The sequence below is a fragment of the Paraburkholderia aspalathi genome (genome assembly GCF_900116445.1).
GTDB classification, from domain to species: Bacteria; Pseudomonadota; Gammaproteobacteria; order Burkholderiales; family Burkholderiaceae; genus Paraburkholderia; species Paraburkholderia aspalathi.
In genome coordinates, this window is the sequence record NZ_FPBH01000021.1 from 39,464 (window position 1) to 53,328 (window position 13,865).

The window sequence follows — 13,865 nt, forward strand, 5'->3', positions numbered from 1 at the left end:
TGCCCAGGGTATGCGCACCCTGGCACACCCAGCGCACTCGCCGATCAGTCGAGCGCCAGTTCCTGCGAATTGCCGCGGCGGCTTTCGGCGACGAGCGGGTACAGCACACCTGCGATCACCGCGCCGATGATCGGTGCGACCCAGAACATCCACAGCTGATCCACCGCTGCGCCGCCGACGAACAGCGCCGGACCGGTGGAGCGCGCCGGGTTGACCGACGTGTTGGTAACCGGAATAGAGATCAGGTGAATCAGCGTCAGGCACAGGCCGATGGCGATCGGCGCGAAACCGGCCGGCGCGCGTTTGTCGGTCGCGCCTAGGATGACGAACAGGAAGAAGCCGGTCATCACCACTTCGCAAATGAATGCCGCTACGAGCGAGTAATGGCCCGGCGAGCGCTCACCGTAGCCGTTGCTGGCGAACCCGCTGGCAACGAGGTCGAAGCCCGGCTTGCCCGAGGCGATCAACGACAGCACCAGCGCACCCAGTACCGCGCCGATCACTTGCGCGACGATGTACGGCACCAGGTCGCGGGCCGGGAAGCGGCCGGCGACGGTCAGGCCGACGCTCACCGCCGGATTCAGGTGGCAGCCGGAGATGTGGCCGATCGCATACGCCATTGTCAGGACAGTGAGGCCGAAGGCGAGCGAGACGCCCACGAAACCGATGCCCAGGCCGTGGACCGGGCCGGCGAAGTTGGCGGCGAGGACGGCGCTGCCGCAGCCCCCGAGCACGAGCCAGAAGGTGCCGAACAGCTCGGCAGCAAGGCGCTTTGACAACTGCATGATTGGTAATCCTAAAATGTTTGACGCTTGGAGTGGCATGAACGCTAAGCGCTAGTGCATGCCATTGAGCGCGCAATTCTAGGGAAAGACAGCCGGATTAGGTGTCAAGAATTGTCAAAGTGGAGTCGCCTTTACCTATTATTACCCGATAAAGATCTCGTTTTACAATTCATCGACGCTTAATAATTATCAGATGATTTCTTCCTAAATCGGTATTATTGTCCATTGCGAATTTTTATAATTGCAGCTAGTCTGCGAGCGAATGAGTTCTAAAAAGGGGAGAACCGATATGTCTCAATATGCAGACCTCAAGGCACAGATTGCCAAATTGCAGGCACAGGCAGACGAAGCCCGTCGTACTGAAGTCGACAATGTTGTCGCCGACATCCGCCAAAAGATCGCTGAATACGGTCTGACCGCGCAAGACCTCGGCTTTGCGGTGGCCGCCAAGCGTGGACGCCCGCCGAAGAAGGCGCCGCTGCCGGCCAAGTACCAGGATCCGAAATCGGGCAATACCTGGAGCGGACGCGGCAAACCGCCAAAGTGGATTGTCGGCAAGAATCGCGAGCGCTTTCTGATTGGCGCGGCCTGAATGCCCTGTAGTCCGGGCGAAAGCCAACTGAAGGTTGAACGGCGCCGGGTTGTTTATTCGCGTCGCGCTAATCCAGGATGGAAGCGCATCCATGGCTGAATTAAAAAAGCCGCCCTTGAGAGGCGGCTTTTCCGTAGTAGAAGCGGGTTAACTCTAGCTAAGCGCTCGCGCAAACGATTCACCAGGCAAATTTACTCGTGATTGGCGTGCGAATCGGAAAACGGCGAGAAAACGGCGTAAGCGGCAGAAGCACAACTTAAGCGGCTGGGCGGATAAAAACCTCAGCCACTTAAGTCCATCGCTCAACCCACCGCAACCCGGCGCAACATTGGGCGGCGCGTCGCTTCGATCAGTGCCGAATAGCCGTCAACGTAATTCTGGGCCATTGTTTTCGAACTGAAGCGGCGCTCGAACTGCGCGCGAATCTCGGTGCGCGACAGTTCGTCCAGACGCTGCAGCGCGGCTACCGCGCCTTGAACGTCCTCGACAATGTAGCCGGTCACGCCGTGGTCGATCACTTCCGCCACCGAACCGCGGTTGAAGGCGATCACCGGCGTGCCGCACGCCATCGATTCGATCATCACGAGACCGAACGGCTCCGACCAGTCGATCGGGAACAGCAGCGCCTTGGCGCCCGACAGGAACTCGGGCTTTTGCGCCTCGTTGATCTCGCCGACGAACTCCACGTGCGCCATGGAGAGCAGCGGTTCGATTTCCTTCTTGAAGTATTCCTGGTCGACCTTGTCCACCTTAGCGGCGATCTTCAGCGGCAAACCGCTTTGTGCAGCGATCTTGATAGCTGTATCGACGCGCTTCTCCGGACAGATTCGGCCGAGGAACGCCAGGTATTCCGGCTTCTTGTGCGCCTGCGGAGTGAGCAGTTGCTCCGGCAGACCGTGATAAATCGTATTCAGCCAGTTGGCCTGGGGCAGCGGCACGCGCTGCGAATCCGAGATCGACACCACCGGCACGTTCGAGAACGCGTCGAACACCGGTTGCAGCTCCGGCAAGTCCAGACGGCCGTGAAGCGTCGTCACGAACGGCGTGTCCATGGTCGTGAAGAGCGGGAACGGCATGTAGTCGAGGTGAAAGTGCAGCACGTCGAACTCATGCGCGACCTTGCGCACCTTTTCCATCATCAGGACGTGCGGAGCCAGCGCATCGCGAATCGTCGGGTCGAGGCGCAGCGCCCGCGGCCAGCACGCGTCGAGGTTCGCCGAGGTGACCGAGTCGCCGCTTGCAAACAGCGTGACGTCGTGGCCGAGATCGACCAGTGCTTCGGTCAGATACGACACGACACGTTCGGTGCCGCCGTAAAGTTTCGGCGGGACAGCTTCATACAGCGGCGCAATTTGTGCGATTCGCATGCGTTTCTCCTGTTCAAAACGGCTTCGCACAACGGCGCTCGGGTCGAGCGAGGAGCGAATGCCTGACGGACGGTTGGGCGCGGTAAGCCGCCGCCCGGGGGTGTTCCGAACCTGCATCGGGTAATCCCTTAGCTTCATTATCGGGATCGGCCGCGCTAATTCGAGTTATTTTTCAAACGCTTAATGTTGTTACAGCGCGAAACATGATGCGTTACAGGTCGGCAGGAGGGTGTCCCGATAGTCGGCAAGCACGACAGGATGGGCATCCGAACGCTAAAGGAACATCAGCAAGGGGCGGTCCCGGGGGCTGAAACGCGCCCTACATCACGCGCGTTGCACAGAAGTGAAAACGTCTTATAATTCTTTCTCACCACTACAAGGTGCGGATCGTGAGTCACTCAAGACTCACCGTTTGGTTCACATTTCTGCTGAAGAAATAGCCAAAACGCATCGTCGGCCTCAAGCTGAGCGCCACTTCCGCTGCTTCAGCCTTCTTTCTGACCCCTCCGTGTAGGAATAATTCCTACACGAATGACGGATTAATCCGTCAAACAGGCAGGGTGTCTGTCCGATTTTCGTCCGCTCCCCCTTTCGACACAATGCTCCCAAGACCAGAAACGAGCCGATTCGTGCGGTTTAAGTGCGCGCGTTCGAGCAAACGTTTCCGTAACGGCCTGACCAGCCAGATACACCCGGGGGAATCATGAGCGCGACAAGCGAAATGCTCAATGAGATCAGAGAAGTCAATCTTTCTTATCTCCTGCTCGCCCAGCGTCTGCTGCGCGAAGACAAGCCTATGGGCATGTTTCGCATGGGGATTTCGGACCAGCTGGCCGACGTCCTCGCCAACCTGTCTTTGGCGCAGACCGTGAAGCTGGCGGCGTCCAATCAGGTGTTGTGCCGTTTCCGTTTCGATGACCATGCCGTACTGTCCGCCCTTGCGGACAAAGGCAAATCGAGCGCCGTGGCCCAGGCGCATTCCGCGATCCTGATGGCAAGCCAGCCAGTCGAGCAACTCAGCTGATGGCAGCTTTTGGTTCAAGTAAAGCGATCAGGATTGGGGAATTGCAAGCGGATGGCCTATAAGAGCGTTGTGCAGGAAGTCAGGGAAATTACCCTCGCCATCGAGCTGATCGAGCTCGGTGCGCGTCTGCAATTGCTGGAAGCGGAAACCAGCCTGTCGCGCGACCGGCTGATCAAGCTGTACAAGGAGCTGAAAGGGGTGTCGCCGCCCAAGGGCATGTTGCCGTTTTCGACCGACTGGTTCATGACCTGGCAGCCGAACTTTCACTCATCGCTGTTCTACAACATCTACTGCTTCATGGCCGGCCACGGCGGCTGTCCGACGATCCAGTCGATTGTGAAGAGCTACCGGCTCTATCTGGAACACGTCCAGCTGCACGACGACGAGCCCGTGCTCAGTCTCACGCGCGCCTGGACGCTGGTGCGCTTCTTCGACTCCGGAATGCTGCAAATGACCGCCTGCTGCCGGTGCGGCGGACATTTTGTCGCGCATGCCCACGATCCGCAGCACGCCTTTGTTTGCGGGTTGTGCCAGCCGCCGTCGCGCGCGGGTAAGACAAAGAAATTTGCCGACGCCCGGGCCCGCGAAAGCCTCGCCGCGCTCGAAATTTGAGCCGTAGGGCGGTGCCGGCCTTTAGCCCGCAATCCGGCGCACAGGTCGTTTCACACGCCCACATCCCCATTCGGCGGGCTTTCCGGCCCGATCGGTCAACACGGGACCCGGCCGGGCCGGTTTAACCCGCCTCTGGTTTACACCGGAGCGACGAGCCGCTTTTCCGCCAAAGTTTTCTGCTCCGTTGCCGTAAACCAGATTAACGACGGTCACCGTCGCTTCTTTGTGAGGGCTCGGCAGTGCTGATTTTCGTGGGAACACTCGTGACGCTATTGTCCGTTTTCGGCGGTTACGCGCTGGAAGGCGGCCATCTCGGCGCGCTGTTGCAGCCTGTCGAAGTGCTGATGATCGTCGGCGCCGGCGTCGGCGCATTCATTCTCGGCAACGGGATGAAGACGATCAAGGCGACACTGCGCGTCATCCCGACCCTGTTCAAGGGCGCGAAGTACAACAAGGACGTCTACATGGAGCTGATGGCGCTCCTCTACGTCCTGCTGGCCAAGGCGCGCAAGGAAGGCACGCTGACGCTGGAAGCCGATATCGACGATCCGTCGAAGAGCCCGATCTTCACCCAGTACCCGAAGATTCTCGCCGACCATCACATCATCGAATTCCTGACCGACTACCTGCGTCTGATGGTGGGCGGCAACATGAACGCGTTCGAGATCGAAAGCCTGATGGACGAGGAGATCGAGACGCATCACCAGGAAGGCGAGGCGCCCGCGCACGCCCTGAACAAGGTCGGCGACGCGATGCCGGCGTTCGGGATCGTGGCCGCGGTGATGGGCGTGGTGCACACCATGGCTTCCGCCGACAAGCCGCCCGCAGTGCTCGGCGAGATGATCGCCCAGGCGCTGGTCGGCACCTTCCTCGGGATTCTGCTTTCGTACGGGCTGATCGGACCGCTCGCGAGCGTCGCCGAACAGCGCGTGACCGAGTCGACCAAGATGTTCCAGTGCATCAAGGTGACGATCCTCGCCAGTTTGAATGGTTATGCGCCGGCGATTGCCGTCGAATTCGGCCGCAAGGTGCTCTTCTCGACTGAACGCCCGTCGTTCGCCGAGCTGGAAGAGCACGTGCGCCGCGTCAAAGCCAAGTAATGGGCGCCGGGAACTGATTCGATGAGCAAGGATAAAGACCGCGCCATTGTCGTCAAGCGCTCCGCGCCGGCCAAGAAAGGCCACCACGGCGGCGCATGGAAGCTCGCGTATGCGGACTTCATGACCGCGATGATGGCGTTCTTCCTGCTGATGTGGCTGCTGAGCTCGGCTTCCACCGTGCAGTTGAAGGGCATCGCCGATTACTTCAACCAGCCGCTGAAGATCACGCTGTGGGGCGGCGATCGCAGCGCAGAGGATTCGAGCATTCTGAAGGGCGGTGGTCGCGACATTTCGACCGACGCACAGGGCGTGACGCGCTCGACCGATGGCACGAACAATCGCGCCGAGCGCACGGTCTCGCATAGCAACGACGACTCGATCAAGCAGTCGCAGGGCGAGCTGGAGCGCCGCGAACAGGTCCGTCTGCACGATCTGCAGGTCAAGCTGATGGCTGCGATCGAAGCGAACCCGGTGCTGCGCCAGTTCAAGCAGCAGATCCGCATCGACTCGACGCTGACCGGCCTGCGCATCGAAATCGTCGACTCGCAAAAGCGGCCGATGTTCGCGACCGCGAAAGACGTGGTTGAGCCGTACATGCGCGACATCCTGCGCGAAATCGGCCACACGCTGAACGACGTGCCGAACCGGATCATCGTGCAAGGACACACCGACGCCGCGCAATACGCGGGTGGCGAGAAGGGCTACAGCAACTGGGAACTGTCCGCGGACCGCGCCAATGCGTCGCGCCGCGAACTGATCGCCGGCGGCATGGACGAAGCGAAGGTGATGCGCGTGCTCGGTCTCGCGTCGACGCAGAACCTGAACAAGGCGGACCCGATGGACCCGGAAAACCGCCGCATCAGCATCATCGTGCTGAACAAGAAGTCGGAGGAGGCGCTTGACCATGACGACTCCACCACGACCACCTTGTCGGACGATGCGGCCGGCTCCAAGCCGCTGCTGCAAAGACTTGCGCAACCGGTGACGGTTGCACCGAAGGTGCCGGCGGCAGCGCCGGCAGCCCAGTAACAGACAGCGACCGGCGGCCCGGTCCATGCGCCCAGGTGGCGCGGACGGCCAGACGGTCCATAGCGTAAGTGCAGCGAGGTTTTCATGATCAGGCACATCCTGGCAATCGACGATTCGGCATCGATGCGGCAAATTCTCGCCGCAACGCTGACGACGGCAGGCTATGAAGTGACGCTCGCGGCGGACGGCATTGAAGGGCTCGAAAATGCGCTCGCCATGTCGTTCGACCTCGTGCTGACCGACCAGCACATGCCGGGCAAAACCGGCCTCGATCTGATCACGGAACTGCGCGGCAATCCGGCTTACCAGGCGACGCCCATCCTCGTCCTTACGACGGAATCGGGCGAGCCGTTCAAGGAGGCGGCGCGGGCCGCGGGGGCGACCGGCTGGATCGAAAAGCCGCTCGACCCCGACATGTTGACCGAACTGGTCGCGGCACTAGCCGAATCGGACAACGCATGAGCGCCCTATAAGCGCCACCTTTACACAAGTTATAGAAGCTCTCGACGCGGCGGCACGACAGCCCAAGCGTAGACAGGAACTCTCGCGGTGACCCAGGCATGACACTCGACATCACTCAGTTCTATCAGACCTTCTTCGACGAAGCGGACGAACTGCTCGCGCAGATGGAGCAGTTGCTGCTCAATCTGGACATCGCCCATCCGGACCCCGAAGACCTCGCGGCAATTTTCCGCGCGGCGCATTCGATCAAGGGCGGTGCGGCGACGTTCGGCTTTACCGCGCTGACGGAAACGACTCACATTCTCGAATCGCTGCTCGACCGCGCGCGCAATAACGAACTCGTGCTGCGCAAGGACATGATCGACACGTTCCTCGAAACCAAGGACGTGTTGTCCGGCCAGCTCGCCGACTACCGTGCGAGCGCCGAGCCGGATACGGCTGTAGCCAAGGCGATCTGCGCGAAGCTCGAACAGTTGCATGCCGAAAGCCGCCTGGGCGCCGAAGCGGCCGCGGCGCCGGCAGCCGCCGCACCGGTGGCAGCCACAGCACCAGTAGAAGCATCAACAGCAGAAACAGCAGGACAAGGCGGTACCCCGCCCGAGCACGTCGTCGAACAGGCGGTGCAGGCTGCGGGTGAATGGACTGACGGCGAACCGGCACAGACTGGACAAGCCGCGGGCGCCGGCGATGCAGCCGGCCCCCATCTGAAAATTACGCTACGGGGCGTAGGTGAGAAGGACCAGGAACTGCTGTCCGAAGAGCTCGGCAACCTGGGGAACATTGTCGGGCAGGTCAAGAGCGGCGGCGATCTGACGCTGTGGCTCCAGACCGATGTGACCTCCGACGACATCATCGCCGTGTGCTGTTTCGTGATCGACGAAAGTCAGATCGCGATCGGCCGCGGCACCGCACCGGCGGACGAGACGCAGCAAGGCGAACCTGGAACGCCCGACGCTGCCGATTCGGCCCCGGCGCAAGCAGCACAAACGGCACACGCTCACCAGGCGGAGCAGGCAGCATCGTCGGCACCGGCGGCCCACACCGCTGCGCCCGCTCAAGCCGCCGCCACGCACGGACTGTTCAACGCCCCGGCGTCGACAGCGACTACGCCGGCGCCTGCCGCGGCTGCACCCGCAGCAGCGACCAGCGCACCGGCGGCAAGCGTGGCAGCAACTGCGACGGCGACCGCCGAACAGGATCGCAAGGCGGCACGGCCGGCCGCGGCAGCAGGTGGCGCGGAAGGCAGCTCGATTCGTGTCGGCGTCGAAAAGGTCGATCAGCTGATCAACCTGGTCGGCGAACTGGTGATCACGCAGGCGATGTTGGCCGAAACCACCAGCACGTTCGATCCGGCGCTGCACGACCGGCTCTTCAACGGCATGGCGCAGCTCGAGCGCAATGCGCGCGATCTGCAGGAAGCGGTGATGTCGATCCGCATGATGCCGATGGACTACGTGTTCAGCCGCTTCCCGCGTCTCGTACGCGATCTGGCGGCGAAACTCGGCAAGGAAGTGGAACTCGTCACCTTCGGTCAGGCGACTGAACTCGACAAGAGCCTCATTGAACGGATCATCGATCCGTTGACTCACCTCGTGCGCAACAGTCTCGACCACGGTATTGAAACCGTGGAAGCGCGGCGTGCGGCGGGTAAGGATTCGACCGGCCAGCTGGTGCTGTCGGCGGCTCACCATGGCGGCAACATCGTCATCGAAGTGAGCGACGACGGCGCCGGTTTGCGCCGCGACAAGATTCTCGCGAAGGCCGCCAAGCAGGGCATGCAGGTCAGCGAATCGATGTCCGACGAAGAAGTCTGGAACCTGATTTTCCTGCCGGGCTTCTCGACGGCGGAGCAGGTCACGGACGTCTCGGGCCGTGGCGTCGGCATGGACGTGGTGAAGCGCAACATCCAGTCGATGGGTGGTCACGTGGAAATCACTTCGCATGCCGGCAAGGGCAGCACCACGCGCATCGTTCTGCCGCTCACGCTGGCGATTCTCGACGGCATGTCGGTCAAGGTCGGCAACGAGATCTTCATCCTGCCGCTGAACTTCGTGATGGAGTCGCTGCAACCGCGCGCCGAGGACATCTACACGGTGGCCAACGGCGAACGCGTGGTACGCGTACGCGGTGAATATCTGCCGCTCGTCGCGTTGCACGAAGTGTTCAACGTCGACGACGCCAAGCAGGAACCGACGCAAGGCATCGTCACCATCATGCAAACCGAAGGGCGCCGCTTTGCGATGCTGATCGACGAGCTGGTGGGGCAGCAGCAGGTGGTCGTGAAGAATCTGGAAACGAATTACCGCAAGGTGCACGGCATTTCCGCCGCAACCATTCTCGGCGACGGCAGTGTCGCGCTGATCGTGGACGTGGCGGCGCTGAATCGCGAAACGCGCCATGCGCACGGCGCGATGAGCCTCGCATGACATCCGCAACACTCACTCAACTTATTTCATCCCAACCGTTTGGGGGCTAACGTGGCAGAAGTTCAATCCATCAATTCGAGCGTCGCGAACGCGACGAATGGTCGCCGCGACGCGCAGCAGGCAGACGCCGGCGGTCAGGAATTCCTCGTCTTCACGCTCGGCGCCGAAGAGTACGGCATCGACATTCTCAAGGTGCAGGAAATCCGCGGCTACGACAACGTGACGCGAATCGCCAATGCGCCGGAGTTCATCAAAGGCGTGATCAATCTGCGCGGCATCATCGTGCCGATCGTGGACATGCGCATCAAGTTTCATCTGGGCCGCGTCGAGTACGACCACCAGACGGTGGTGATCATCCTGAACGTCGCGCATCGCGTGGTCGGGATGGTGGTGGACGGCGTGTCGGACGTGCTCACGCTCGCCACCGACCAGATCATGCCGGCGCCGGAATTCGGCGCGACGCTGACGACCGAGTACCTGACGGGCCTCGGCACCGTCGACGGCCGCATGCTGATCCTGATGGACATTGAGAAGCTGATGACCAGCCGCGAAATGGCGCTGATCGAAACGCTCAGCGCGTAAGTATGACTACGCGCCAGTAAGAAAGACTGATCGAAGAGGGAGCATCAAGATGCTGAGCAGGTGGTCGATTCGCACATCGCTGACGATGGTGGGGGTCATTCTGGTTGCGCTGACCGTCGTGGTTGGCGCGCTTGGTCTGACCGCGCTGAACGGCGCGAGCCAGTCGCTCGACCGTATCGCGCGCGGCGATCTGGTCGCCATTCACGCGCTCGACGATGCTTCGGCGTATCTGTTGCGGTCGCGCGTGTCGCTGGATCGTTTCAATTCGTTGAGCGCTGCCGGCGACACGGAGCAGGCCAAGAAGGTTCTCGACCGCGCGCAGGAGCTGTACGGCAAGAGCAACCAGAACTGGCAGACCTATCTCGACACGCCGAAGAGCGGCGTCGATCAGGCGCAACTGGACGAACTGGTGGCCCGTCGCACGACCCTGATGCGCGACGGCATGGAGCCTGAATTCGCCGCACTGCGGGCGAACGATCTGGCTGCCTATCACGCCATCGCCGATACGAAGATCAGCCCGTGGTTCGTTGCCTACGACAACGCCGCGTCCGCTGTTATCAAGTCGCTGCAGCAGCTCGCAACGGATCAGCAATCGAGCGCGCAATCGAACATTTCGTTGATGACCTCGCTGATCATCGGCGTCACCGTGATCGCGCTGCTGCTGGTATTGGGTATCCGCTTTGCGCTGCGAGGCCTGATCGTGCAGCCGCTGAACGATGCCACGGCGTGCTTCGAACGGATCGCTTCGGGCGATCTGTCCGAGCAGATCAACGTGTTCAGCCGTAACGAAATCGGTCGCCTGTTCGCCGCCATCAAGCGCATGCAGGAAAGCATGGCGACGATGGTGACGGCGGTTCACAGCAGCACCGAATCGATCGACACCGGCGCGCGCGAAATCGCCATGGGCAACACCGATCTCTCGCAACGCACCGAACAGCAGGCCGCGTCGCTTCAGGAAACCGCCTCGAGCATGGAGCAGCTGACCGGCACCGTGCGCCAGAACGCCGAGAACGCGCGCCAGGCGAGCCAGTTGGCCGTCAACGCGTCGGATATCGCGACACGCGGCGGCGACGTGGTGAGCCAGGTCGTCACGACGATGCAGGACATCGCGACCAGTTCGAACAAGGTCGTCGACATCATCGGCGTGATCGAAGGCATTGCTTTCCAGACCAACATTCTCGCGCTGAACGCGGCGGTCGAAGCCGCGCGGGCAGGCGAACAGGGCCGCGGTTTTGCAGTGGTCGCAGGCGAAGTGCGCAGCCTCGCGCAGCGCAGCGCCAGCGCCGCGAAGGAAATCAAGGAACTGATCGGCGACTCGGTCGACAAGGTGCAAAGCGGCTCGGCGCTGGTCGGCCGCGCGGGCACCACGATGGACGAGATCGTGCAGGCGGTGCGCCGCGTGACCGACATCATGGGCGAAATCAGCGCGGCTTCCGAAGAGCAGTCGGGCGGTATCGAACAGGTGAATCGCGCGGTTGTGCAGATGGACGAAGTCACGCAGCAGAACGCCGCGCTGGTCGAGCAGGCAGCGGCTGCGGCAGCGTCGCTCGAAGACCAGACGCGTCAACTGCAAGCGGTGGTGAACGGCTGGAAAGTAGCCGGCGGCCAGACGCGCAGCGTCGCAACGGCAGCTGTAGCTGCAGCGCGTCCGCAAGCGGCGGCACGTTCGAACGGCAGCAAGAGCGCCAGCCAGCACGTGCAGTCCGCAAAGTCCGCGCCGCAGGCAACCGCACATGCAGCAGCGCATCCGGCAGCAGGCAAGGCAGCAAGTACGGCAAGCGCAGCAAAGGCGGCAACGCCGGCTTCGTCCACCCACGGTGCCGACACTACGCGCGTCGAACCGGCTCTCAAACCGAAGACGGCCCGCGCCGCATCCGACTCCGCAGCGCGTCCGGCCGTAGCAAGCGCCGCGTCGGCAGGATCGGACGCGGACTGGGAAACGTTCTAGGAAGTGGCACAGAGACATGCGGTCATTCGGCATCTCGCTCCATGACGGGCGAATCATCGAAGCACGCTTACAAGGCGTGTCGCGGGCCGATCGCGTGTTGGCAGAACTCGCGGGTGGGCGCGACCCCGCGAACACAACCCCTTTCGCCAGAAGCAATTCGGTTGGCGAAAGGCGGGATGGCTCGTATTGCAGGCAGGGACTCTCATAATGGCAACGCGCGAACAGCAACCTCCGCAACCGGCGCGCCCCGCCCGGGCGGAACCGGCTAGAGCCGGCGAGCAAGGACGGGATTTCGAATTCACGTCGGCGGATTTCGCTCGCATTCGCGATCTGATTCATCGCAGCGCGGGCATTTCCCTGTCGGATCACAAGCGCGATATGGCGTACAGCCGTCTGGCGCGCCGCTTGCGTTCCCGTGGCCTCGAGACCTTCAAGCAGTACCTCGATCTGCTCGAAGCGGAAAACGATCCGGCCGAGTGGGAAGCGTTCACCAATGCGCTGACCACCAACCTGACCGCGTTCTTCCGCGAAGCTCATCATTTTCCGATCCTGGCCGAGTTCGTGCCGCGCCGCGCGCAGCCGGTTTCCGTGTGGTGCTCGGCGGCCTCGACCGGTGAGGAACCGTATTCGATCGCGATGACGCTGATCGAAGCGCTCGGCGACAGCGGTGCGCGTCAGGCCACCGTGCTCGCCACCGACATCGACACGCAGGTGCTGGCGAAAGCCGAAGCCGGCATGTATCAGTTCGACCAGGTGAAGCACCTGTCGCCCGAGCGGCTCAAGCGCTTCTTCCTGAAGGGCACCGGCGCGCACGCCGGCATGGTCAAGGTGCGTCCGGAAGTGCGCGCGATGGTACGCTTCGAACAGCTGAATCTGACCGACCGCGATTACCAGTTGCGCTCGCAGTTCGACGCGATCTTCTGCCGTAACGTGATGATTTATTTCGACAAGCCGACGCAGGGGCAGGTGCTGGCGCGCTTCGAGCCGCTGATGAAATCGGGTGGTTTGCTGTTTGCCGGCCACTCGGAAAACTTCACCTATGTGACGCAGGCGTTCAAGCTGCGCGGTCAGACCGTCTATGAACTGACGCGCGACGCAGGCGCCGCACGCACGCCGGCACGCGCCGCGAGCCATGCCGGCAGCGCAACGACGAGCGGGGTGACCGCATGAGTAGCAGCCTGCCGATCGCCTCCAATCTGTACTTCGACAATCACTTCCAGCGCCCCGGCGTGAAGCTGTTGCCGAACGAGTTTTACACCACGAGCGAAGACATGGTGCTCGTCACCGTGCTCGGTTCGTGTGTCGCGGCCTGCATTCAGGACCGCACGGCCGGCATTGGCGGCATGAATCACTTCATGCTGCCCGACGACGGCGCGGACGCCGGCCAACCCGCATCGGATTCGATGCGCTATGGCGCGTATGCCATGGAAGTGCTGATCAACGAACTGATCAAGGCCGGCGGCCGGCGCGAACGCTTCGAAGCCAAGGTGTTCGGCGGCGGCGCGGTATTGGCCGGCATGACGACGATGAACATCGGCGATCGCAATTCGGAATTCGTGCGCCGCTATCTGGCGCTCGAAAAGATCCGCATCGTCGCAGAGGATTTGCAGGGCAATCATCCGCGCAAGGTCGCCTTCATGCCGCGCACCGGCCAGGTGATGGTGAAGAAGTTGCGCCTGCAGCAGGAAGCGGGCGTGGCGGAGCGCGAACAGGCGCTCGTGCGGCAAAGCGCCGAAGCGCGTGCCGAGCGGCTCGCGGCGGCCCGCAAACGGGTCGAGTTGTTCTCGACGCCGGCCGCCACGCGGCCGAAGATCGAACTGTTCGGCGCGGCAGGCGGCAGTGCCGGCGCAGGCGCAACGAAGCCGCGCATCGAACTGTTCGGCGCAAGCCCGCGCCCGATTAATTCAAACAACGCCAGAACTACAGAGGAGGCGTGAG

13 protein-coding genes are annotated in these 13,865 nt (G+C 62.1%); 11 read left to right on the top strand and 2 right to left on the bottom strand.

Translation table 11 applies throughout. The annotated features are described in order from the left end of the window. Positions 1–44: 44 nt before the first annotated feature. A complete protein-coding gene (gene aqpZ / locus BM438_RS27670) occupies positions 45–785 on the bottom strand; it encodes an aquaporin Z (protein WP_093640785.1) in 741 nt (246 codons plus the stop codon). Positions 786–1,074: 289 nt separating this feature from the next. On the opposite strand from aqpZ, the gene BM438_RS27675 reads away from it, so the two are divergent. After that, positions 1,075–1,377 carry an H-NS histone family protein gene (locus tag BM438_RS27675; protein WP_093640787.1) on the top strand — a complete coding sequence of 101 codons (303 nt, stop codon included), beginning with the start codon at positions 1,075–1,077 and terminating at the stop codon, positions 1,375–1,377. Between the two features lie 302 nt (positions 1,378–1,679). Here the strand turns inward: BM438_RS27675 and BM438_RS27680 are convergent, their stop codons facing one another. After that, positions 1,680–2,744: a glycosyltransferase family 4 protein gene (locus BM438_RS27680; RefSeq protein ID WP_093640790.1), complete on the bottom strand. Its 1,065-nt coding sequence runs from the start codon at positions 2,742–2,744 to the stop codon at positions 1,680–1,682. A 703-nt stretch (positions 2,745–3,447) separates the two neighbouring features. Between BM438_RS27680 and flhD the strand changes: the two genes are divergently transcribed. The 10 genes from flhD to cheD all read left to right on the top strand — a co-directional run bounded on the left by flhD (position 3,448) and on the right by cheD (position 13,864). Further along, the gene (gene flhD / locus BM438_RS27685; RefSeq protein WP_093640793.1) at positions 3,448–3,768 is read left to right on the top strand and encodes a flagellar transcriptional regulator FlhD; all 321 of its coding nucleotides are present in this window, start codon (positions 3,448–3,450) and stop codon (positions 3,766–3,768) included. Positions 3,769–3,819: 51 nt separating this feature from the next. Then, a complete protein-coding gene (flhC, locus tag BM438_RS27690) occupies positions 3,820–4,380 on the top strand; it encodes a flagellar transcriptional regulator FlhC (protein WP_054038502.1) in 561 nt (186 codons plus the stop codon). Positions 4,381–4,619: 239 nt separating this feature from the next. Further along, complete coding sequence (gene motA, locus BM438_RS27695; protein WP_006050895.1) at positions 4,620–5,480, top strand: flagellar motor stator protein MotA; 861 nt, start codon at positions 4,620–4,622, stop codon at positions 5,478–5,480. Positions 5,481–5,501: 21 nt separating this feature from the next. Further along, positions 5,502–6,509, top strand: coding sequence for a flagellar motor protein MotB (gene motB, locus BM438_RS27700; protein ID WP_093640796.1), 1,008 nt, complete (start codon positions 5,502–5,504; stop codon positions 6,507–6,509). Positions 6,510–6,593: 84 nt separating this feature from the next. Then, a complete protein-coding gene (locus tag BM438_RS27705; RefSeq protein ID WP_093640799.1) occupies positions 6,594–6,971 on the top strand; it encodes a response regulator in 378 nt (125 codons plus the stop codon). 98 nt (positions 6,972–7,069) lie between these two features. Next, positions 7,070–9,397 carry a chemotaxis protein CheA gene (gene cheA, locus BM438_RS27710; RefSeq protein ID WP_093640801.1) on the top strand — a complete coding sequence of 776 codons (2,328 nt, stop codon included), beginning with the start codon at positions 7,070–7,072 and terminating at the stop codon, positions 9,395–9,397. Between the two features lie 51 nt (positions 9,398–9,448). After that, positions 9,449–9,979, top strand: coding sequence for a chemotaxis protein CheW (gene cheW / locus BM438_RS27715; protein ID WP_054038497.1), 531 nt, complete (start codon positions 9,449–9,451; stop codon positions 9,977–9,979). A 49-nt stretch (positions 9,980–10,028) separates the two neighbouring features. Beyond that, the gene (locus tag BM438_RS27720) at positions 10,029–11,927 is read left to right on the top strand and encodes a methyl-accepting chemotaxis protein (protein ID WP_093640804.1); all 1,899 of its coding nucleotides are present in this window, start codon (positions 10,029–10,031) and stop codon (positions 11,925–11,927) included. A 204-nt stretch (positions 11,928–12,131) separates the two neighbouring features. Next, positions 12,132–13,097: a CheR family methyltransferase gene (locus tag BM438_RS27725; RefSeq protein WP_093641141.1), complete on the top strand. Its 966-nt coding sequence runs from the start codon at positions 12,132–12,134 to the stop codon at positions 13,095–13,097. After that, a complete protein-coding gene (cheD, locus tag BM438_RS27730) occupies positions 13,094–13,864 on the top strand; it encodes a chemoreceptor glutamine deamidase CheD (RefSeq protein WP_093640807.1) in 771 nt (256 codons plus the stop codon). The genes BM438_RS27725 and cheD overlap by 4 nt, the downstream gene beginning before the upstream one ends. Position 13,865 lies beyond the last annotated feature (1 nt).

What these genes read in the sequence shown, in the direction of transcription:
- flhD (WP_093640793.1), top strand. Translation starts at nt 3,448, where the DNA reads ATGAGCGCGACAAGCGAAATGCTCAATGAGATCAGAGAAGTCAATCTT.
- BM438_RS27675 (WP_093640787.1), top strand. Translation starts at nt 1,075, where the DNA reads ATGTCTCAATATGCAGACCTCAAGGCACAGATTGCCAAATTGCAGGCA.
- BM438_RS27705 (WP_093640799.1), top strand. Translation starts at nt 6,594, where the DNA reads ATGATCAGGCACATCCTGGCAATCGACGATTCGGCATCGATGCGGCAA.
- BM438_RS27680 (WP_093640790.1), bottom strand. Translation starts at nt 2,744, where the DNA reads ATGCGAATCGCACAAATTGCGCCGCTGTATGAAGCTGTCCCGCCGAAA.
- cheD (WP_093640807.1), top strand. Translation starts at nt 13,094, where the DNA reads ATGAGTAGCAGCCTGCCGATCGCCTCCAATCTGTACTTCGACAATCAC.
- aqpZ (WP_093640785.1), bottom strand. Translation starts at nt 785, where the DNA reads ATGCAGTTGTCAAAGCGCCTTGCTGCCGAGCTGTTCGGCACCTTCTGG.
- BM438_RS27720 (WP_093640804.1), top strand. Translation starts at nt 10,029, where the DNA reads ATGCTGAGCAGGTGGTCGATTCGCACATCGCTGACGATGGTGGGGGTC.
- flhC (WP_054038502.1), top strand. Translation starts at nt 3,820, where the DNA reads ATGGCCTATAAGAGCGTTGTGCAGGAAGTCAGGGAAATTACCCTCGCC.
- motB (WP_093640796.1), top strand. Translation starts at nt 5,502, where the DNA reads ATGAGCAAGGATAAAGACCGCGCCATTGTCGTCAAGCGCTCCGCGCCG.
- cheA (WP_093640801.1), top strand. Translation starts at nt 7,070, where the DNA reads ATGACACTCGACATCACTCAGTTCTATCAGACCTTCTTCGACGAAGCG.